The sequence below is a fragment of the Streptomyces sp. NPDC001443 genome, from assembly GCF_053597355.1.
In genome coordinates this window covers 96,305-117,505 of record NZ_JBSFIA010000012.1, presented here as the reverse complement: position 1 = coordinate 117,505, position 21,201 = coordinate 96,305, and the positions used below count along the sequence as shown (strand labels likewise).

General features: G+C 73.1%; 19 protein-coding genes. 17 read left to right on the top strand and 2 right to left on the bottom strand.

Annotated elements, in window-relative coordinates:
- Positions 1 to 6 precede the first annotated feature (6 nt).
- Positions 7 to 1,425, bottom strand: a complete 1,419-nt coding sequence (locus ACWC24_RS15775; protein WP_450663384.1) for a DUF2252 domain-containing protein — start codon at positions 1,423 to 1,425, stop codon at positions 7 to 9.
- A 311-nt stretch (positions 1,426 to 1,736) separates the two neighbouring features.
- Between ACWC24_RS15775 and ACWC24_RS15770 the strand changes: the two genes are divergently transcribed.
- From ACWC24_RS15770 to ACWC24_RS15750, 5 genes are all read left to right on the top strand, one after another.
- Positions 1,737 to 2,381 (top strand): GAP family protein, encoded by a 645-nt coding sequence (locus ACWC24_RS15770; RefSeq protein WP_450663426.1) that lies wholly within the window; start codon positions 1,737 to 1,739, stop codon positions 2,379 to 2,381.
- Positions 2,382 to 2,508: 127 nt separating this feature from the next.
- Positions 2,509 to 3,459, top strand: coding sequence for a DUF389 domain-containing protein (locus tag ACWC24_RS15765; RefSeq protein ID WP_450663383.1), 951 nt, complete (start codon positions 2,509 to 2,511; stop codon positions 3,457 to 3,459).
- 102 nt (positions 3,460 to 3,561) lie between these two features.
- Positions 3,562 to 4,014, top strand: coding sequence for a DUF6325 family protein (locus ACWC24_RS15760; RefSeq protein ID WP_450663382.1), 453 nt, complete (start codon positions 3,562 to 3,564; stop codon positions 4,012 to 4,014).
- A gap of 20 nt (positions 4,015 to 4,034) precedes the next feature.
- Positions 4,035 to 5,783 (top strand): cation:proton antiporter, encoded by a 1,749-nt coding sequence (locus ACWC24_RS15755; protein WP_450663381.1) that lies wholly within the window; start codon positions 4,035 to 4,037, stop codon positions 5,781 to 5,783.
- A 272-nt stretch (positions 5,784 to 6,055) separates the two neighbouring features.
- Positions 6,056 to 6,355, top strand: coding sequence for an SHOCT domain-containing protein (locus ACWC24_RS15750; RefSeq protein WP_450663380.1), 300 nt, complete (start codon positions 6,056 to 6,058; stop codon positions 6,353 to 6,355).
- A 107-nt stretch (positions 6,356 to 6,462) separates the two neighbouring features.
- Here ACWC24_RS15750 and ACWC24_RS15745 read toward each other — a convergent pair whose 3' ends face one another.
- Positions 6,463 to 7,323, bottom strand: coding sequence for a CAP domain-containing protein (locus tag ACWC24_RS15745; protein ID WP_450663379.1), 861 nt, complete (start codon positions 7,321 to 7,323; stop codon positions 6,463 to 6,465).
- A 589-nt stretch (positions 7,324 to 7,912) separates the two neighbouring features.
- Between ACWC24_RS15745 and ACWC24_RS15740 the strand changes: the two genes are divergently transcribed.
- From ACWC24_RS15740 to hypF, 12 genes are all read left to right on the top strand, one after another.
- Positions 7,913 to 9,802 carry an enoyl-CoA hydratase-related protein gene (locus ACWC24_RS15740; RefSeq protein WP_450663378.1) on the top strand — a complete coding sequence of 630 codons (1,890 nt, stop codon included), beginning with the start codon at positions 7,913 to 7,915 and terminating at the stop codon, positions 9,800 to 9,802.
- Between the two features lie 119 nt (positions 9,803 to 9,921).
- On the top strand, positions 9,922 to 11,010 hold the full coding sequence (locus ACWC24_RS15735) for an NADH-quinone oxidoreductase subunit B family protein (RefSeq protein WP_450663377.1): 1,089 nt from the start codon (positions 9,922 to 9,924) through the stop codon (positions 11,008 to 11,010).
- A 146-nt stretch (positions 11,011 to 11,156) separates the two neighbouring features.
- Positions 11,157 to 12,941 (top strand): nickel-dependent hydrogenase large subunit, encoded by a 1,785-nt coding sequence (locus ACWC24_RS15730; RefSeq protein WP_450663376.1) that lies wholly within the window; start codon positions 11,157 to 11,159, stop codon positions 12,939 to 12,941.
- A 5-nt stretch (positions 12,942 to 12,946) separates the two neighbouring features.
- Positions 12,947 to 13,546 carry a hypothetical protein gene (locus tag ACWC24_RS15725; RefSeq protein ID WP_450663425.1) on the top strand — a complete coding sequence of 200 codons (600 nt, stop codon included), beginning with the start codon at positions 12,947 to 12,949 and terminating at the stop codon, positions 13,544 to 13,546.
- A complete protein-coding gene (locus ACWC24_RS15720) occupies positions 13,543 to 14,235 on the top strand; it encodes a DUF5947 family protein (protein ID WP_450663375.1) in 693 nt (230 codons plus the stop codon). The genes ACWC24_RS15725 and ACWC24_RS15720 overlap by 4 nt, the downstream gene beginning before the upstream one ends.
- Positions 14,232 to 15,014 (top strand): DUF6084 family protein, encoded by a 783-nt coding sequence (locus tag ACWC24_RS15715; protein WP_450663374.1) that lies wholly within the window; start codon positions 14,232 to 14,234, stop codon positions 15,012 to 15,014. Before ACWC24_RS15720 ends, ACWC24_RS15715 begins: the two co-directional genes overlap by 4 nt.
- Positions 15,011 to 16,453: a hypothetical protein gene (locus ACWC24_RS15710; protein WP_450663373.1), complete on the top strand. Its 1,443-nt coding sequence runs from the start codon at positions 15,011 to 15,013 to the stop codon at positions 16,451 to 16,453. Before ACWC24_RS15715 ends, ACWC24_RS15710 begins: the two co-directional genes overlap by 4 nt.
- Entirely contained in the window at positions 16,450 to 17,013 is a 564-nt protein-coding gene (locus ACWC24_RS15705) for a hydrogenase maturation protease (RefSeq protein WP_450663372.1), read from the top strand. Before ACWC24_RS15710 ends, ACWC24_RS15705 begins: the two co-directional genes overlap by 4 nt.
- 10 nt (positions 17,014 to 17,023) lie before the next feature.
- Complete coding sequence (locus ACWC24_RS15700) at positions 17,024 to 17,128, top strand: DUF6893 family small protein (protein ID WP_450663371.1); 105 nt, start codon at positions 17,024 to 17,026, stop codon at positions 17,126 to 17,128.
- A gap of 223 nt (positions 17,129 to 17,351) precedes the next feature.
- Positions 17,352 to 17,747 carry a hydrogenase maturation nickel metallochaperone HypA gene (gene hypA / locus ACWC24_RS15695; protein WP_450663370.1) on the top strand — a complete coding sequence of 132 codons (396 nt, stop codon included), beginning with the start codon at positions 17,352 to 17,354 and terminating at the stop codon, positions 17,745 to 17,747.
- Between the two features lie 3 nt (positions 17,748 to 17,750).
- A complete protein-coding gene (gene hypB / locus ACWC24_RS15690; protein WP_450663369.1) occupies positions 17,751 to 18,599 on the top strand; it encodes a hydrogenase nickel incorporation protein HypB in 849 nt (282 codons plus the stop codon).
- Entirely contained in the window at positions 18,596 to 21,085 is a 2,490-nt protein-coding gene (gene hypF / locus ACWC24_RS15685; RefSeq protein ID WP_450663368.1) for a carbamoyltransferase HypF, read from the top strand. The genes hypB and hypF overlap by 4 nt, the downstream gene beginning before the upstream one ends.
- Positions 21,086 to 21,201 lie beyond the last annotated feature (116 nt).

Sequence of the window (21,201 nt, the reverse complement as noted above, 5' to 3'; positions counted from 1 at the left end):
TCCTCGTCACGCCGTCCCGGCCGTCACCCGTCCGCCGCGGACGGCGTCCAGGAGTGCCTGGTGGTCCCTCTCGTTCTGGTCGGCGTAGCGCTCGGCGAAGGGCACCAGCGCCCGGTCGAAGACGTCGCCCCCGCCCAGATAGGAGGCGATCGCGATCCGGTCCCCCGACCTGGCGTGCGCGCGGGCCAGCGTGGCCCCGCACAGCTCGCCGAAGGCCCGCATCCCGGCCGGCACCATCGACTCGGGCTGCGCGGCGCCCTTCCAGTCCCGCAACTGCCGTACGTAGAAGTCGCGCCGGCGGCCGTCGATGCCGTCGGCGCGCTCCCAGCCCAGGAAGATGTCGCTGGTGGCCTGCATCAGCCGCTGGCCGGAGACCACCCGCTCGCCCTGCGTGCGGTGCTCGCCGGCCCCGGCGAACGGCGCCAGCACCGAAGGCGCCGCCTCCTTGGCCTGGAGGATGAGCGGATCGTCGTCGTCCCGGCCGAGCAGCAGCACGATCCAGCACCGGGTGCCCACGCTGCCCACCCCGACCACCTTGCGGGCCACGTCACCGAACCGGTACTGCTCCAGCAGGAACCGCCGGTCCGACTGGAGACTGCGGCCGTAGTGCTCGATCAGCCCGCGCAGCTGCTCCTCCAGCGCCCCGCGTTCGACGTCCGGCAGCAGTTCCTGGAGCGGGGTGATCAGCGGCGGGTCCGCGGCGATCCGGGGCCTGCCGTCGACGACGCGGGTGAGCTTGGCGAAGGCCTGGCGGCTGTCCCTGGTACGCGCCTTCGCCACCGACTCCTCCCAGCGGGCCCGGGTCCGCGCGCTCCCCTCCTTGACGAAGCGGTCCCGCACCCACTCCTCGTCGAACCGGGCGTACCAGACGGGCAGATCGCCCATTCCGGCGTAGCGCCGCATCCACTCCCGGTAGGACCGGACCGTCGACCGCACGACGCCGGCCCGCTCCTGGGCGTTGAAGCCGTTCGCCCGGCCCGCGACGACGAAACTCGCCGACAGCCGCTTGACGTCCCACTCCCACGGGCCGGGCAGGGTCTCGTCGAAGTCGTTGATGTCGAACACCAGCCGGCGCTCGGGCGAGGCCAGCAGCCCGAAGTTCAGCAGGTGCGCGTCGCCGCACAGCTGCGTCCTGAACCCCGACCGGGGCGTGTCGGCCAGGTCCCCCGCCATGACGGCGGCCGCCCCCCGGAAGAAGCGGAACGGCGAGCCGGTCATCCGGCCGTAGCGGAGCGGGACGAGTTCGGGCACCCGGGTCGCCGACTGCGCCTCGAGGACGGCCACCGGATCCGGCCGCTTCACGGCGGGCGCGAACTCGGCGTGGCTGGAGCGGGGCACGGACGACCGGGCGGCCTTGCCCAGCGCGGCGCGCTCCTGCGGAGTGCGGTGCCGGGTGCCCGCATCGGTCGGGTGGGGGGTGGTCATGGCACTCGCTCCGAGTGTGGTCGCCGGCGCGCGGGGCGCGGGCGAGGCGGTCGGCGGGGGACCGGCCGCGCCGATGCCCCGTGAGGATGCCTTGTGCCGACGTCCTCGGAGCGTGTCAGGACCCGCCGGGAGAAGCAGACGTCTCAGCCGGACACCACGGTAGCCCCGGGCCCCGCGCCCGGCGAGTCGAGCCGGGCGGGACGGCCGCCGAGAGCCGGGTGCGGAGTTGTGGGTGGGGGAGGGGGCGGCGACGATGAGTGCATGTGCGGTTCCACGGCCGGGTGCCGCGGGCGGTCCCCGGGGCGGCGGCGATGGTCCTCGACCTGCTGATCCTCGGTCTGGCGATCGCCCTGAACCCGTTTCCGGTCACCGGCTTCGTACTGGTGCTGTCGGCCCGCGGCGGGATCTGGAACGGGCTGGCCTTCGTGTCCGCCTGGCTGGCCTGCTTCGTCGGGATCATCGCCGTGGTGCTGCTCGTGACGGGCGGTCAGCCGCCGCCCCCGAGGTCCCCGCCGTCCACGGCGGCGCTGGCCGCCAAACTCGCCATCGGTCTGGGGCTCGTGTGGTACGCGGAGCACGCCCGCCGCAGGATGGGCACCCGGCCGAAGTCGTCCGGGACGATGTCGCGGGTCGACCGGATCAACCCGTGGAGCGCCGCCGGTCTCGCCCTGCTCCTCCAGCCGTGGGGCTGTGTGGCCGCCGGGGCCGCCACCGTGGTGCAGGCCGACCTCTCCCACGCGGCCGCGTACGCGGCACTGTTCGGCTACTGCCTGCTGGCCAGCTCCAGCCTGCTGACGATGGAGATCTACGCGACCTTCGCCCCCGAAGCCGCCGCTGAGCGGCTCGGGAAGCTGCGCGTATGGCTGGAGGGGCACAAGGATCAGACGATCGTCGCGGTGTGCCTGCTGGCGGGGCTGTGGCTGGTGGCCCGGAGCCTCTACGGGCTGACCTCCTGAACCTGCGCCGGCAGGTGCCGTACGGCCCTACGCCGAGTTGCCGCGTCCGGGCCGCGCCGCGTTAATGGTGGGGCGCCCGGCCCGGGCCGTGACCCGGCGCATCCCGCTGTGTCACACGGAGGTCCGGATGGACATGATCCACGTCCGGGCGGTGAGCCCCCGGGACCTCACGGAACACGCCATGGCCCTGCTGCGGGCCGAGCCGTGCGTGGTGAACCTGGTGCTCCAGCCGGGCAGCGTATTCAACCCCGACGGCGACGCCATCGAGTGCGACGTCCTGACCGGCGCCGCGAACGACGTGTTGCGCGGCCTGCGCGACCTCGGACTCGGGCGGCGCGGCTCGATCGTCCTCGACCCGGTCGACACCGTGTTCTCCGACCACGCGGCGAAGACGGGTGCCGAGGTGTTCGGCGCCCGGCTGAGCGCGCCGGTGTGGGAGCAGGTGGAGTCAAGGATCCGGGCCGAGGGCAGATACCCCCCGAGCTTCTACCTCTTCCTGCTGATCGCCGGGATCATCGGCGCGGTGGGCATCTTCACCAATTCCCAGATCCTGATCGTCGGGGCCATGGTGGTCAGCCCCGAGTACGGGGCCGTCACCAGCGTCGCCCTGTCGATCGACCACCGCTCGCGGCGGGGGGTCCGGCGGGGACTGTGGGCGCTGTTCGAGGGCTTCCTGCTCGTGATCGCCGCGACCTTCCTCTTCGCGCTCCTCGTCCGCGGCTTCGAGCTGCAACCACAGGCGTTCGCCATCGGGCTGAGGCCCGTCTCGAACCTCATCCACACGCCGAACTTCTTCTCGGTCGTGGTCGCGGTGCTGGCCGGGATCGCCGGCATCGTCTCGCTGGCCGAGGCCCGCACACAGGCACTGCTCGGCGTCTTCATCTCGGTGACCACCATCCCGGCGGCGGCCGACATCGGCGTCTCGTGCGCGTTCGCCGAATGGACCGAGGCCCGCGGATCGCTGCTGCAGCTCCTGCTCAACATCGTGGTGCTGATCGTGGTGGGGACCGGCACGCTCAAGTGTCAGCGCGCGATCTGGCGGCGGGTCGGCGCACGCGGCCGAGCCCGGTCGGCGTGAACCGAAATGCGGCCGCATCGGTGCGGTGATGCAATGGACTCCGATTCAGGGACAACGCCGTGACCAGCCAGAGGTGACATCGTGGGCGATGAGTTTGTCGAGATGGGACCGATCGATTACGCGGTCGTGGAGTTCCCCGGGAACCACATGACCGGCGAGGGTTTCCCGCTGCTGGTCGAGCTGGTCGAGCGCGGCATCATCCGGATCCTCGATCTGATGTTCATCGGGAGGGAACAGGACGGAACCGTGGTCGGTATGGAGATCACCGACTTCACCGGTGACGGGGCGCTGGACCTGGCAGTCTTCCAGGGCGCGTCCTCCGGACTCCTCGGCCACGACGACGTGCAGGAGGCGGGCGCCGCCCTGGAACCGGGCAACTCCGCCGGGATCATCGTCTACGAGAACCTGTGGGCCGCGCCCTTCGTCTCAGCGCTGCGCCGCGGCGGCGCGCAACTGGTCGCCTCCGGACGCATCCCGGTGCCGGCCGTCCTGGAGGCGCTCGACCTGATGGACGAGGCCGTCGCGGCCGAGACCGGGCAGTCCCCGACGGCCTAGCCGCATCGACCCGCGGCGCGGTGACGGAAGACCAGGTACTCCTGGGCCTCGCCCTGATCGTCGTACTGGCGACGGGCTCCCAGGTGATGGCGCACGTGCTGCGCATCCCCGCGCTGATCGTCCTGCTGCCGGTCGGCTTCACGGCCGGCACGCTGACGGACCGCGTCAACCCCCAGGCGCTGCTCGGCGACGCCTTCTCCCCGCTGGTCTCGCTCGCCGTCGCGGTGATCCTCTACGACGCCGGGCTCGGCCTCGACCTCGGCAGGCTCCGCAACCACACGCGTCGCGTCGTGGTCCGGCTGATCTGGATCGGGGTGCTCGTCACCTGCGTCTCGACGGTCCTGGTGGCCATGCCGCTGCTCGGCCTGTCACGCAGCGCGGCGGTGATGCTCGGGGCGATCATCGTCGTCTCCGGACCGACCGTCGTCGGCCCGCTGCTCGGCTTCGTCCGGCCGACCGAGCGGCTCCAGCGGATCCTCGTCTGGGAGGGAACGCTGATCGACGCCGTGGGCGGCGTCCTGGGCGCCCTGGTCTTCCACGCCATCGTGGCGGGCGAACACCGGGGCGTCGCGGGCCGGCTCGGGCAGTTCCTGCTCAGCACGGCGGTCGGTGTCGCGGGAGGCGTGGTCGGAGCGGCCCTGCTGGTGGCGGCGCTGCGCAGGCTCGGGCTCGGCGAGGTGCTGGGTACGACGGTGCAACTCGCCCTGGTGGTCGGCGTGGCGGCCGTCTGCGACCTGGTGCGGGACGACACCGGACTGATCGCCGCCGTCCTGATGGGCCTGGCGGTGGCGAACCTGCCCGGCCTGGACGAAGCCGTCCGCAGGCCGTTCTTCGAGACCCTCGTGAACCTGGTCATCGGCCTGCTGTTCATCTCCATCTCGGCCACCGTCACCCCGCAGTCCCTGCGGCATGTGCTGCTGCCGACCCTCGGGCTCGTGGCCGTCCTGGTCCTGGTGAGCCGGCCCGCGGTGGCGGCCCTGTCCACGCTGGGGACCGACGTGCCCGCCGGGGAGCGCCGCTTCCTCGGGTGGATGGCACCGCGCGGGATCGTCGCCGCCGCCACCGCCTCGACGTTCTCGGCCACTCTGGTCGACAAGGGGATCGGCGGCGCGGCGAGGATCCTGCCGGCCACCTTCGTGGTGATCGTGGCCACGGTCACCCTGTACGGGCTGAGCGCGGTGCCCGTGGCGAAACGGCTGGGCGTGGTGCGCCCGGCCCGTTCGCGCCCGCTGCTCGTGGGCGGTGATCCCTGGGTGGTCGACCTGGGCCGGGCCCTGCGGTCGGTGGGCCTCGACGTGGTCATGTGGACGGCGCGCGATGCGGAGCGCGACAGCATCAGGGCCGCCGGGATCGAGCTCGCCGAGGGGGAGTTCATCGCCGCGGCCACCGGCGCCGGCGCGGAGGCCGAGGGCCTCACCGGGGTCCTGCTCCTGACCGGCGAGGACGACTTCAACGTACTGGCGGCCATGAACCTGGAGGGCAGTGTCGAGGGCACGGTCTACCGGCTCGGGGCGTCCGTGGAGAACCAGGGAGTCATCGCCCCCTCCCTCCAGGGACGGGTGCTCTTCGCTCCCGAACTCACCGCGCCCGAACTGGCCCGCCGTCATGCCGGGGGCGCCCGTGTCGTGACCCGCCGGGTCGAGGGCCCCCTGGAGGCCGGGGCCCGGCTGCTGTTCCTGGTCCGCGACGACGGCAGGCTGCTCCCGGTCACCCGTACGGGCGGCCCGAGTCCGCGGCCGGGGGACATCGCCGTACTCCTCACGGCTTGAGGGCCGGGCCGGGCCGGCCGCGCGGGGGCCCGGCGTACCGAGACGGCCCGGGTACGGCCGACTCGGATCGGACGGCCGGGGTCCGCTCGACTCGGATCGGACGGCCGGGGTCCGCTCGACTCGGATCGGACGGCCGGGCCGAAGTGCGGTGGTACCCGCGCGGTGCTCCAATGGAGTCCGGCGAGCGCGCGGGCAGCCGCGCGCCGGCCGCAAGCCAGGCAGATCGGAGGCCGGACGGGCAGTCACGCGCCTCCTGCGAGAAGGGAACCGCCGTGCCAGGTCTCCTCCGCGGGGTAGCCCGCACAGCCGTGGTGGCCGGCACGGCCACCGCCGTGTCGAACCGAGTCTCACGCCGTCAGCAGGGCCGCTGGGCGGAGCAGGAGTACCAGCAGGCTCAGGCGCAGGCCGCTCCGCCGCCCGTGGCGCCTGCTGCCCCGGCCGCGACCACCACCCCGCTCACGGACGACATGAGCAGCAAGATCGATCAGTTGAAGCAGCTCGGGGACCTCAAGGCCCAGGGCGTTCTCACCGAGGCCGAGTTCGCGGAGCAGAAGCGCAGGCTTCTCGGCTGACCCGGGGCCACGGGCGCGTACCACGAGGACGCGGTGAGGCTCCCGACGACACCCGCGCGCGGTCGCGCGGGCGGGCATCGGGAGCCTCACCGCCGGGGCGAGCCGCCTCAGCGGGCCGTGCCGAAGTCCTGCGTCCAGTAGCTGCCGGGCTGCGCGAGACCGACGCCGATTTCCTTGAACGCGCAGTTCAGGATGTTGGCCTTGTGGCCGGGGCTCGCCATCCAGCCGGCCATGACCTGCTCGGGGCTCGCGTAACCGAAGGCGACGTTCTCGCCGTAGGCGTTCCAGATGTAGCCCGCCCGGGTGATCCGGTCACCGGGGGCGGACCCGTCGGACCCGGTGTGCGACATGTTCTGGTGGGCCGCCATGTCGGCGCTGTGCGCCTGGGCGGCCTTCGTCAGGGTCGCGTTCACGGTCAGGGCCGAGCAGCCGGCCTTGCTGCGCTCGGCGTTGACGAGCTGGACGACGCGCTCGGTGGCCGCGGTCGCCGTGGCGCCGGCCGAAGGCGTCGCGGACGGCTTGGAGGTGTTGGCCGGCTGCGGGGTGACGGCCGGCTTCGGCGTGCTCGTGGCCGTCTGCGCGGGGGTGGCCGTCTGCGCGGGGGTGGCCGAGGCGGGCGGTGCGGTCCACGGAGCGTGGGTGCCGTGTCCGGCCGTCGCAGCCGTCGCGGCCGCCTTGGGCTTGTGGGTCTTGGTCTTCGCCCGGTGAGAGGGGGCGCCGGCCGTCGCTGCTGCCGTCGCGGTGGGCGTGCCGCTCTCGCCGTCCCAGGCGCGGTTCCAGGCGAACTGGTCCCGCCAGTCCGCGCCCAGGGTGTGCGCCGCGGTGGGGGTGGACGCGGTGGACGCAGCCCCGCTGCCCGGCCAGTAGTCGACACAGGCCATGGCGGCGGACGGCACGCCCACGGTCGCCACGGCGACGGCGGCTATGACTATCCGCCGGAACTGCTTGCTCTTGCGATGCCTTGCCATGCGTGACCTCACTCGGTAGTCGCGGAGCGCCCTAGTGCGGCTGGCTCTGCGCGGACTCCGCTTCTGCGAGCGCGGAGACGTCCTGCCGGTCGACATTCTTAGGACGTCCTCACATAGGGCGCAAAGGGCGCGTGCACCCCCTCGCTACTACCTCGCTTCGTAGGCTTTGAGGGTCCTTGTCGCGGGCGTAGGGGCGTGCTGACCGTGCGTCCGTGGCGCCCTTCGCGCGCCTGTCGACACGTCAGAAAGCCTCAAGAGCAGGACGGTGGGGGCGTACGCCGAGCGGGTGGATCTCCATGGCTTCGGGCGGAATGCCCGCTTGGACCAAGGCGGACAAATCTCATATGTCGCCAGAGCGGCATCTACTACCCGGCATGGTTGGTACCGGGGGCCCGGGTGACGCATGTCACGGAACCAGGTCTTCCGGTTCTGGCCGGACCCCGTCCGGCGCTCGACGCGTTCCTGCCAAGCCTGCGCGTGCTTTCAGGTGACCTCACCGCCTGTCTCCGCGGCCGAGCGGCCCGGCAACCCCGACCATCGCAGTCGGCGGGGACGCACTCGCCCGCACCTCGCCCTCCGGGAGGCAGTTGTGCACATCCTGCTCGTGGCCGACGGGTTCAACAGCCTCACGCAGCGTGTCCATGCCGAACTGCGGGATCGCGGTCACACCGTGTCGGTGGAGCTCGCGCTGCCCGGCCGGTCCCTGCCGGAGGCCGTCCGGCGGCACGCGCCGCAGCTCGTCCTGGCGCCGATGCTGAAGACGGCCATTCCCCGGGAGGTGTGGTCGGCGCACACCTGCCTGATCGTGCATCCGGGTCCGGTCGGGGACCGGGGTCCGTCCTCGCTCGACTGGGCGATCCACGAGGGCGCCGACCGATGGGGTGTGACGGTCCTCCAGGCAGAGGAGGAGATGGACGCCGGTGACGTGTGGGCGTCCGTCTCCTGCCCGCTGCCCGCGGTGGGCAAGAGCGACCTGTACCGAAACGAGATCGCCGACGCCGCCCTCGCGGCCGTCCTGCTCGCGGTGGACCGCTTCGTGAGCGGAACCCATGTGCCGCTCAGCCAGCGGGACCCCGACGGAGGCGGCCTGACGGAGGCCGTCCCCGCGTCCGCGGCGGAGGCCGTCCCCGACTCTGCGGCCGAAGCCCTCCCTCCGTCCGTGGCGCAAGACGCCCCCGCTTCCGCGGTGGAAGTCCTCCCCGCCTCCGCGGCGCAAGCCCGCCCCGCCTCCGTGGCGGAAACCGTCCCCCCGTCCGCACGCGCCGGCCTGCCCGGGCTTCCGGCCGCCATGGTCGTCCCGCCGCGCGCTCGTCCCTACCTGGACCAGAGCGTCCGGCGCATCGACTGGTGCGCGGACGACACGTCGACCGTCGTGCGCAAGCTGCGGGCCGCGGACTCGCGGCCCGGGGTGCTGGACGTGCTGCTCGGCGGCGAGTGGTACCTCCACGGCGGTCACCCCGAGACGGGGCTGCGCGGTCGCCCGGGCGAGCTGCTGGCCACCAGGGCCGAGGCGGTGTGCCGGGCGACGAAGGACGGCGCCGTGTGGATCCCCGAACTGCGGCCCCGCCGTCGGCCGGGCGGGCCGCGCACCTTCAGGCTGCCCGCCGTGCAGGCCCTCGGCGACCGGCTGCCCGCGCTGCCGGAGGTGCCCGCGCCCCCGTTGTCGTCCGCGCGGGCGCACCACGGCACCTGGACGGACATCCGTTACCGCGAGGACGGCGAGACGGGGTTCCTGTCGTTCTCCTTCCCGGGCGGCGCGATGAGCACCGGGCAGTGCCGCCGGCTGCTCGCCGCCTACCGGGAGGTCCGCGAGCGGCCGACCACGGTGCTCGTGCTCGGCGGCCGACGGGACTTCTTCTCCAACGGCATCCACCTCAACGTCATCGAGGCCGCCGCCGACCCCGCCGCCGAGTCCTGGGCGAACATCAACGCCATCGACGACCTGGTGGAGGCGGTGCTCACCACGACGGACCGGCTGGTGGTCGCCGCCGTGGCGGGCAACGCGGCGGCGGGCGGCGTGATGCTCGCGCTGGCGGCCGACGAGGTGTGGTGCCGTTCCGGCGCGGTCCTGAACCCGCACTACCGGCTGATGGGTCTGTACGGCTCGGAGTACTGGACGTACACGCTGCCGCGTCGGGTGGGCCCCGCCACGGCCGGGCGGATCATGAGCGAGGCGCTGCCGATGAGCGCCGTGGGCGCCCGGCGCGTGGGCCTCGTGGACCAGGTGCTCGAGTGCGCTCCGGAGGACTTCCCGGCGCGGGTCGGCGCCCTGGCGGCCCGGCTGGCGTCCCTGCGGGGCACCGGGGCGCGCATCGCCGCGAAGAAGGCGGAGGCGGAACGCCGGGAGGGCGTGGCGCCACTGGCCGGCTTCCGGGAGCGGGAGCTGGCCCGGATGCGACGCACGTTCGAAGACCCTGACGCTCCCTACCACGCGCTGCGTCGCGCGTTCGTCCGCAAGGAGGGCCCGCTGCGTTCATGACATCACCGTCACCGGAACGGCCCACGCAGACGATCCATCGGGTCCGGATCGCTGGTAGCAAGAAGAGTGATGGTCGAAATATAGGTCTTTGTTCCTCAACGCCACGAGGAGGCGGTCCCATGACTGCAGCAACGCCGCACCCGGTCGACGCTGCGGACGGCGGAAGCGCGCCCGCAGACGAGGCACCCACGATCCACATCCTCTGGATCAACGCAGGGCTGAGCTGTGACGGCGACTCGGTCGCGCTGACGGCCGCCATGCAGCCGAGCATCGAGGAGATCGTGCTCGGCGTGCTGCCGGGCCTGCCGAAGATCCAGGTGCACTGGCCGCTGATCGACTTCGAATGCGGTCCGGTCGGCGGCGCGGACACGTTCATCGAGTGGTTCTTCAAGGGGGAGCGGGGCGAGATCGACCCGTTCGTGCTCGTCGTCGAGGGGTCCATCCCCAACGAGGCGATCAAGCCCGAGGGTTACTGGTGCGGCTTCGGCGACGACCCGGAGACCGGTCAGCCGATCACGACCAGCGAGTGGATCGACCGGCTGGCCCCGAAGGCGCTCGCGGTCGTCGCCATCGGCACCTGCGCCACCTACGGCGGCATCCACGCCATGGCGGGCAACCCGACCGGTGCCATGGGCGTGCCCGACTACCTCGGCTGGGACTGGAAGTCGCAGGCCGGCATCCCCATCGTGTGCGTGCCCGGCTGTCCGATCCAGCCCGACAACTTCTCCGAGACGCTCACGTACCTCCTCTACCAGGCCGCCGGTGCCGCCCCGATGATCCCCCTGGACGACAAGCTCCGTCCGGCCTGGCTGTTCGGCGCCACCGTGCACGAGGGCTGCGACCGCGCCGGCTACTACGAACAGGGACAGTTCGCCGAGACGTACGACTCGCCGAAGTGCCTGGTCAAGCTCGGCTGCTGGGGTCCGGTCGTCAAGTGCAACGTGCCCAAGCGCGGCTGGATGAACGGCATCGGCGGCTGTCCGAACGTCGGCGGCATCTGCATCGCCTGCACCATGCCCGGTTTCCCCGACATGTTCATGCCCTTCATGGACGAACCGCCCGGGGCCAGGGTCTCCAGCACGGCGAGCGGCGCGTACGGCGCGGTGATCCGCAAGCTGCGGTCCGTCACGGCCAGGACCGTGGACAAGGAGCCCAAGTGGCGTCAGACCGGGGAGCGCATCACCACCGGCTACCGGCCGCCGTGGTGACCCCCCGCCCCACGTGAGCTCCCGCCCCATATGAGCCGTCGGTCCACGTGAGCCCCCGGTCCATGTGGGTCACCGATCCACGCAGCCCCCCGACCCGACCCACCTCCCCCCACATCCGCGCGCGACGAAGGGCACGGCACACCGAGATGGCACCGACGACGAAAGCGGCCGGCGACGGCACCGGCCTGGTGGAGATGGCCTGGGACCCGATCACCCGGATCGTGGGCAGCCTGGGCATCCACACCAAGATCGACTTCAAGCAGAAGCGGGTCGCGGAGTGCTACAGCACCTCGTCGGTCTTCCGCGGCTACAGCGTCTTCATGCGCGGCAAGGACCCGCGCGACGCGCACTTCATCACCAGCCGGATCTGCGGCATCTGCGGTGACAACCACGCCACCTGCTCGGTGTACGCCCAGAACATGGCGTACGGCGTGAAGCCCCCGCACCTCGGTGAGTGGATCCTCAACCTCGGTGAGACCGCGGAGTACATGTTCGACCACAACATCTTCCAGGAGAACCTGGTCGGGGTCGACTACTGCGAGAAGATGGTCAAGGAGACCAACCCCGGTGTCCTGGAGCTGGCCGAGCGCACCGAGGCCCCGCACGCCGGCGAGCACGGCTACCGCACGATCGCCGACATCATGCGCTCGCTCAACCCCCTCGAGGGAGAGTTCTACCGCGAGGCCCTCCAGGTCAGCCGCTACACCCGGGAGATGTTCTGCCTGATGGAGGGGCGCCATGTGCACCCCTCCACGCTCTACCCGGGCGGCGTCGGCACGATCGCCTCCGTACAGCTCTTCACGGACTACCTCAGCCGCCTGATGCGGTACGTCGAGTTCATGAAGCGCGTGGTGCCGCTCCACGACGACCTGTTCGACTTCTTCTACGAGGCACTGCCCGGCTACGAGGAGGTCGGCCGGCGACGCGTGCTGCTCGGCTGCTGGGGTGCGCTGAACGACCCCGAGTACTGCGACTTCACGTACGCCAACATGACGGACTGGGGCCGGCGGATGTTCGTCACGCCCGGTGTCGTCGTCGACAACAAGCTGGTCACCAACGACCTCACCGAGATCAACCTCGGCATCCGCATCCTGCTGGGCAGCTCCTACTACGAGGACTGGCAGGGCCAGGAGCAGTTCGTCACGCACGACCCGCTCGGCAACCCGGTGGACCCGCGCCACCCGTGGAACCAGCACACCATCCCCGCCCCGCAGAAGCGGAACTTCGACGACAAGTACAGCTGGGTGATGTCGCCGCGCTGGTTCGACGGCAAGGACCACCTCGCCCTGGACACCGGCGGCGGCCCCCTCGCCCGCCTGTGGTCCACCGCCCTGTCGGGGCTCGTCGACATCGGCGGCGTCAAGGCCACCGGGCAGAGCGTGGTCATCACCCTGCCGCGCACCATGACCAAGCCGGAGACCACCTTCGAGTGGAAGATCCCCCCGTGGTCCAACGCGCTGGAACGCAACCGCGCGCGCACCTACTTCCAGGCGTACTCCGCCGCCGTCGCCCTGCACTGCGCGGAGCAGGGGCTCGCGGAGGTCCGGGCCGGACGGACCCAGACCTGGGAGAAGTTCGAGGTCCCGGACGAGAGCATCGGCTGCGGCTTCACCGAGGCGGTCCGCGGTGTGCTCTCCCACCACATGGTGATCCGCGACGGCAAGATCGCCAACTACCACCCGTACCCGCCCACCCCGTGGAACGCCAGCGTCCGCGACTCCTACGGCACCCCGGGGCCGTACGAGGACGCGGTCCAGAACACCCCGATCTTCGAGGAGAACCCCCCGGAGAACTTCAAGGGCATCGACATCATGCGGGCCGTCCGCAGCTTCGACCCCTGCCTGCCGTGCGGCGTCCACATGTACGTGGGCGGCGGCAAGACCGTGCAGAAGATGCACGTGCCCACCGGACTGAGCGGACTGGGCGGTTGAGCGCGGTGACGTCGACGGACGCGCTGCCGTCGACGAACGCGACGAACGCGACGACCAGGGTGAGCGCCGAGCAGACCGGTCGCCGGGTCGAGGAGGTGCTGGACCGGCTGGCGGCCACCGGGGACCGTGCCGCCGCCGAGGCGGCCGAGGAACTCGTCAGGTCCCTCATGGACTTCTACGGCGCCGGGCTGGCCCGGATCGTCCGGCTGCTGTCGGCGAACGGGAGCCGGCCCCCCGGGGGCGAACCCCTGGCGGCCCTGCTCGGCGACGAACTAGTGGCGAGCCTGCTCGTCCTGCACGAGCTGCATCCCGAGGACCGGGACACCCGTATCGCCCGCGCGCTGGACAGCGTCCGGGAACAAGCCCTGGAGGTCGCGGGCTTCGACGAGGCGACCGGCACGCTGGAGCTGCGGTCCACCGCGGCGGACTCGGGCTGCGGCTGCGCCTCCGGCGGCGGATCCGCGCGGCAGGCCGTCGAGGACGCGCTCGCCTGCTTCGCGCCGGAGGTGCGGGCGGTCGACATCCGCACCGCCCCCGCGGGACCGCCCCTGCTCCAGATCGGCAAGGGCCCGAGCGGCGCCCCCACGGCGGCGAGGACACCGTGAGCGCACCCCACGACGGCTCCGGCGGTCTGCGCAGATTCCTGACCGAGCGGCCGCCCCGCCCCGAGCGGTGCGAACTGTGCGCGGTGGCGGTGCCCGAGGAGGACCACCGCCACCTGGTCGACATCGAGAAGCGGGCCCTGGTCTGCGCCTGCGCCGGCTGCGCCCTGCTGATGGAGCGGCCGGGCGCGGCCGCCGGCCGCTTCCGGGCGGTCCCGGACCGCTACCTCACCGACCCCGACCACCACCTCGACGAGGCCGCGTGGGAGGCGCTCCAGATCCCGGTCGGCGTCGCCTTCTTCTTCCGCAACGCGGCGCTCGACCGGCTGGTCGCCCTCTACCCGAGCCCGGCCGGGGCCACCGAGAGCGAACTCGAACCGGCGGTCTGGACGTCCGTCCTCGGCGACAGCCGCATCGCCGGACTGCTCGAACCCGACGTGGAGGCCCTGCTGCTGCGGCGCGTCCACGGCCGGTGCGAGAGCTACCTCGTACCCATCGACGTCTGCTACGAACTGGTGGGCCGCATGCGGCTGTTGTGGCAGGGCTTCGACGGCGGGGCGGAGGCCCGCGCCGCCCTGGACACCTTCTTCGCCCAGATCGCGCTCCGTGCCAGGCCGGTGAGCCGGGCCGGGACGCACGCGACCGAGACGTCCGCGAGCGAGCCGTGCGCGGCCGAGGCGGGCCGACCGTGACGGAGTTCTCGTTCGCCTGCACCGGCGTACGCGCCGACCGGTACGCCGCCGGACCGACCCTCGTCTTCCGGCTGCGCGTCACCGCGTCCGGCGGCGCCCGCGTGCACGCCCTCGCGCTGCGCTGCCAGATCCGCATCGAACCCGCCCGGCGCGGTTACGAGCCCGCCGAGGCCGACGGCCTGAAGGACCTCTTCGGCGAGCGCTCGCGCTGGGGAAGCACCCTCCAGCCGGTGCAGTTCGCCCAGGTCCCGGTGATGGTGCCCGGTTTCACCGGCGAGACCGAGACGGATCTCGTCGTGCCCTGCACCTACGACCTGGACGTCGCCGCGAGCCGCTATCTGGACGCGCTCGACGGCGGCGAGGTCCCGCTGCTGATGCTCTTCTCCGGCACGGCGTTCACCGGCACCGGAGGATTCCGGGTCGAGCCCGTGCCCTGGGACCGGGAGGCGTCCTTCCGGATGCCGGTCACGGTCTGGCGGGAGATGGTCGAACAGCACTTCCCCGGCTGCGGCTGGATCCGGCTGCCCCGCGACACCATGGACGCGCTGCTCGCCTACCGCTCCCGCCACGCCCTGCCCTCCTGGGAGGCGACCCTGCGGGCACTGCTCGACGCCGGCGCGACCGCCCACCCACCCGGCACGGACCCGCCTCGCACGGACCCGCCTCGCACGGACCCGCCCCGAACGGACGGTTTCCGTGCGGACGGCTTCCGTACGGACACCGTCCCCGCCGATCCGTTCGCGGCGCTGACCCGAAGCACCGGAAGGACCGCCCCGTGACCGTGACCGCCTTCACCCCGGCCACCGAGGAACGGTTCGCCCTGGCCCGGCAGGTCGCCGACGCCGTCCTCTTCGAGGGCTACGTCCTCTACCCGTACCGCGCCTCGGCGGCGAAGAACCGGCTGCGCTGGCAGTTCGGGGTGCTGGTGCCGCCCGCCTGGGGCGCCGAGTGCGAGGAGCACGAGTTCCAGCACACCGAATGCCTGATGGAGCCGAAGGCGGGCGCGACCCTGTCGGTCGAGCTGCGCTTCCTGCACGCCAGGCGGCGGACCGTGCAGCGGCTGAACCCGGACGGCGGCTTCGAGACGGTTCCCGAACTGAGCCTGGACGACCGCGTCCTGGTCCCCTGGGACGAGGGGGCCGAGGAGCACGTCGAGGTCGTCGCCGCGGTCGACGACCTCCTGGGCGACGGCGTCACGGCCCCCTTCACCCGGCCCGCCCGCGAGGAGACCGAGCCGGTGCTCGACGCGACGGGTCGCACCGTCGGCCGGCTGGTGCGCCGGTACGAGCGGGTCGACGGCGTCGTACGGCTGTCCGCCTGCGAACTCGACGGCCCCTACCGGACGCTGCGGCTGACCGCCGTGGTCGAGAACACCAGCGACTGGACACCCCCGGACGGGCGGACCGCCGACCGGGAGGCCGCGCTGCCGCACTGCCTGGTCGCCGCCCACCTGCTGATGGGCCTGAGCGCCGGGTCGTTCCTGTCCATGACGGACCCGCCGGAGTGGGCGAGGGGCGCGGTCGCGTCCTGCCGCAACCTGCACACCTGGCCGGTGCTCGCCGGCGAACCGGGCCGCGCGGACCTGGTGCTGTCCTCACCGATCATCCTGGACGACCATCCCGCGATCGCCCCGGAGAGCCCGGGAGCGCTGTACGACGCCACCGAGATCGACGAGATCCTGGCGCTGCGCACCGCCGCCCTCACCGACGAGGAGAAACGGGAGGCCCGCGGCACGGACGAGCGGGCCGCCGCGGTCATCGACCTGGCCGACTCGATGCCCCCCGAGGTCCTGGAACGCCTGCACGGGGCGGTACGCGGCCTGCGCGAGGTGACCGGCTCCGGACCGGCGAACCCGGTCGGCGCCGCGGGCCCGGGATTCCCGGACGAGTTCGGCGTGCAGCGCCAGGACACGCCCTGGTGGGATCCGGCGAGCGACGCCGGTTTCGACCCGGCACGCGACCGCGTCGTGGTGGAGGGCCGCTCGCTCGGCGCGGGCAGCCGCGTACTGCTGCGGCCCGGCCTGCGGCGCACCGACGCCCAGGACCTGTTCCTCCAGGGCCGCAGCGCCAAGGTCGAGGCGGTCCTGCACGACGTGGACGGCGCGGTGCATCTGGCCGTCACGGTCGAGGGTGACCCGGGCGCCGACATCCGCCGTGAACAGGGCCGGTACCTGTACTTCCAGCCCGACGAGGTCACACCGCTGGAGGACCCCGCATGAACGCGCCCCCGGACCGGACCGGCGCACCGGACGGCAAGGTCCTGGTCGCCGGCATCGGCAACATCTTCCTCGGCGACGACGGCTTCGGGGTCGAGACCGTGCGCGCGCTCACCGGCAGCCGGCTGCCCGACCGTGTCGAGGTCGTGGACATCGGCGTACGGGGCGTGCATCTCGCCTACCAGGTCCTCGACGGCTACGACACCCTGATCCTGGTGGACGCCACCCGGCGCGGCGAGGCACCCGGAACCCTGTACCTGATCGAACACGACGGCGCGGCGGAGGAGGCGGCGCCGCCCGGTGCCGCGCTCGACGGGCACCGTATGACCCCCGACACCGTGCTCGCGCTGCTGGGGACCCTGTGCGCCGGAACCGGCGGCAGGCCGCCCCGGCGCACGCTGGTGCTCGGCTGCGAACCGGCCTCGGTGGAGGAGGGCATCGGCCTCAGTGCGCCGGTGGCCGCCGCCGTGCCGGAGGCCGTCCGGCTGATCGAAGAGTTGCTGCGGGCCGACGAGCCGGGAGAGTCCGCGCCGCGGGCCACGGTCGGCGAAGCCGCGAAGTGAGGAGACAACCATGCTGAAGACCCTTGTCTGTGGCGCGGCCGCGGCCGTCGTCGCCGCCGTCCTCGTGCAGTCCCTGCCGGACATCAGGCGCTACCTGCGCATGCGCGCCATGTGATCCGGTGCCCTCCCGGCCGGCCCTCTTCCAGTCGGCTGCCGGGAGGGCACCGGCGCGCGTTGCGGCGAACGGCGTACCCGCCCGGCCGGCGACGGCGTGCCGGGCCGCGTCCCCCGGACGGCTCCTCTCTAATGAGGACGGCGGACGCTCCGCCCGACGGGCCGGTCGACCCCCTGGCGGTCGGCGGCGGTCGGCGCGGACCGGCCCGGGCGGAGGGAGACCGGTGCACGAGATGTCCATCGCGCTGGCGGTGATCGGCCAGGTGGAGGAGGCGGCCGAGCGGGCCGGTGACGTCACGGCCGTGCGCTCGGTACGGCTCCTGGTGGGCGAACTGGCCGGCGTCGTGCCCGACGCCCTGGCCTTCTGCTTCGAACTGGCCTGTGCCGGGACCGTACTCGAAGGCGCCGAACTGGTCACCGAGACGGTCCCGGGAAGGGCCCGCTGTACGCCGTGCGCGCACGAATGGGCCGTCGGCATCCCGCCCCTGCTGAGCTGCCCGCAGTGCGGCGGAGCCGGCACCGACCTCCAGGCGGGCCGTGAGCTACAGATCGCCGCCGTGCACTGGGACGACGGCACGACGTCCGCACGGGCCCGCGAACCGATCCCCGAGGAGCGCTGAACCATGTGCCGTGTGGTCGACCTGAGACAGGCCGTACTGGCGAAGAACGACGCGGGCGCGCAGGCCCTGCGCGCCGAACTGACCGCGCGCGGGACCGCGGTCGTCAACATCCTCTCCAGCCCCGGCAGCGGCAAGACCGCCCTGCTGGAACGTGAGCTGCTGCTCGCGCGCGAGCGGTCGGTGCCCGTGGCGGCGCTCACCGCCGACCTCGCCACCGAGAACGACGCCGTACGGCTCGCCCGCTCGGGCGTACCGGTCAAGCAGGTCCTCACCGACGGGCTGTGCCACCTGGAGTCCGCGATGCTCGCCGGACACCTGCGCGGCTGGCTGCCCGACGACACCCGACTGCTGTTCGTGGAGAACGTCGGCAATCTCGTCTGCCCCGCCTCCTACGACCTCGGCGAGACACTGCGCGTCGTCCTCGCCTCCGTCACCGAGGGCGAGGACAAGCCGCTGAAGTACCCCACCGCCTTCGGCCTCGCCCAGTTGGTGGTCGTCACCAAGACCGACCTCGCCGAGGCCGTCGACTTCGACGAGGCGGCGTTCCGCGCCCATGTCGAGCGGGTCAACCCCGGCGTCGAGGTCGTGCTGACCTCCGCGCGGCACGGCCGGGGAGTCGGCGCCATGCTCGACCGGGCGCTGGCGGTGGCGGACGGCGCGCCCCCGCACGTCCCGGTGATGGCCCGCACCGCCGACGCGCACACCCACGCCCATGCGCACCCGCACGCGCAGTCGCTTCAGGAGGGCCACACGCACGAGCACCCGCCCGGCCACAGCCACGGCCAGACCGGCACCCACGCCCACGCCCGTCCCGGCGCCCATGCCGACGCCGTGCCCCGCACCCACCCGTGAGCGCACCACCGTCCGCGCCCGCGCTCGCCGGTGACCGGCCGCAGCGCCGCCGCGTCACCGTCCGCGGAGTGGTCCAGGGCGTCGGCTTCCGGCCCTACCTCTACACCCTCGCCACCGCGCTCGACCTGACCGGCCATGTCACCAACACCCCGGAGGGCGTGGTCGCCGAGGTCGAGGGGACCCCCTCGGCAGTCGCCTCCTTCTGCGAGCGGATCGCCGCCCAGGCGCCACCGCTGGCCCGGGTGGAGTCCGTCGACCACCAGGAGGTGCCCGCCACCGGCGGCGGCGCGTTCACCATCCTGGCCTCCCACACCGAAGGACCCGCCCGCACCCTGGTCTCGCCCGACACCGCCACCTGCGCCGACTGCCTGCGCGAACTGGCGGACCCGGCCGACCGCCGCCACCGCCACCCGTTCGTCAACTGCACCCACTGCGGACCGCGGTTCACGATCGTCACCGGTGTGCCGTACGACCGGGCCCACACCACCATGGCGGACTTCGCGATGTGCGCCGACTGCGCCCGGGAGTACGCCGATCCGGCCGACCGCCGCTTCCACGCCCAGCCGGTCGCCTGTCCCGCCTGCGGGCCCCGGCTGCGCCTGCTCGTCCCGGCCGGGGCACCCGGCGGCCCGCCGCGGCCCGCCGCCGGGACGGACCCGGTGGTCGACGCCCGCGCGCTCCTGGTGGCCGGAGCCGTCCTCGCGGTGAAGGGCCTGGGCGGCTACCACCTCGCCTGCGACGCCACGAACCCCGACGCGGTCGCGACGCTGCGCCGCCGCAAGGCCCGCGGCGACAAACCGTTCGCCGTCATGGCCCGGACGGTGGACGACATCGCGCACCTCGTCCGGCTGGGACCCGAGGAACGGGCCCTGATCGAGGGCGCCGCCCGGCCCGTCGTACTGCTGCGCCGACGGCCAGGGCCCGACCCGCAGTCGCGGCCGGGCGAGGCGCGGCCGGCCGCCGCCGTCGCGCCCGGCAGCCCGGACCTCGGCGTGCTGCTTCCCTACACGCCCGTGCACCACCTGCTGCTCGGTCTGCCGGGCGATCCCGACGGCCCCCGGCTGCTCGTCATGACCAGCGGCAACGTGGCCGGTGAGCCGATCGTCACCGACGACGCCGAGGCGCTGCGCCGGCTGGCGCCGCTGGCCGACGCCTGGCTCACCCACGACCGGCCGATCCAGACGCCGTGCGACGACTCCGTCGTACGGATCTGCGACGGCGAGCCGCTGGTGATCCGGCGCGCCCGCGGCTACGCGCCGCTGCCCGTGCCGCTCCCGGTGCCCGTACGGCCCGCCCTCGCCGTGGGCGGCGACCTGAAGAACGCGTTCTGTCTCGGCGAGGACCGCAGGGCCTGGCTGTCCGCGCACATCGGCGACATGGACGACCTGAGCACCCAGCGGACCTTCGAACGGGCCACGGCGCACCTGGAGTCGATCACCGGGGTACGGCCGGAACTGCTGGCGGCCGACCGGCATCCCGGCTACCGCTCGGCCGGCTGGGCCGATCGCAACGCGCGCGGGCGGACCGTCGTACGCGTCCAGCACCACCACGCCCATGTCGCCGCCGCCATGGCCGAACACGGACTGGACGGCGGCCGCCGGGTGATCGGCGTCGCCTTCGACGGCACCGGGCACGGCGACGACGGCGCGGTGTGGGGCGGCGAGATCCTGATCGCGGACTACGACGGCTTCACCCGGTTCGGCCATCTCGCCCAGGTCCCGCTGCCCGGCGGCGACACCGCGGTGCGCCGCCCGTACCGCATGGCGCTCGCCCATCTGCGTGCGGCCGGCCTCGCCTGGTCGGCCGACCTGGCCTGCGTCGCCGCCTGCCCGGCGGACGAACGGCGGGTCCTGGAGCGGCAGTTGGAGCGTGGACTGAACTGTGTTCCCACCTCCAGCATGGGCCGGCTCTTCGACGCCGTGTCCTCGCTCCTGGGGGTGTGCCACCGGTCCGGTTACGAGGCGCAGGCCGCCGTCGAGCTGGAGGCCGCCGCCGTACGGGCGTCCGAAGAGGACACCACCGCCTACGCGTTCGCCCTGCGCCCCCGGACACCCGACGACGGCCCGTACGGCTTGTACGACGGTGGCTCGCGCAGCGGGTACGACGACGGTACGGGCGGTGGCGGCACGGACGGCGACGGCGTGCTGCACGCCGATCCCACGCCCGTCCTCGCGCGCATCGTCGAGGAGTTGCGGGCGGGCGTGGACGCCGGTGTCGTGGCGGCCCGCTTCCACCGGGCGGTGGCCGCCCTCGTGCACACGAGCTGTGTCCGGGCCCGCGCCCGGCACGGGCTCGACACGGTCGCCCTGACCGGCGGGGTGTTCGCCAACACCCTGCTGTCCTCGGCCTGTTCGGCCCTGCTGCGTGCGGACGGCTTCACGGTCCTGCGCCACCGCCTGGTCCCGCCCGGCGACGGCGGACTGGCGCTCGGCCAGCTCGTGGTGGCCGCCCGCGCCAGGGCCCGGCCCCACGACACCGACGGGTGAGCGTCCGGCCGCCCGCACCGTCGGCCGGACGACTCCCCGTCATCTCAGCCCAATTGTCCGACACCACCGGATCGTTGCCCCGGCAGCCCCGGGCGACGCGAACGACCCACAGCGAG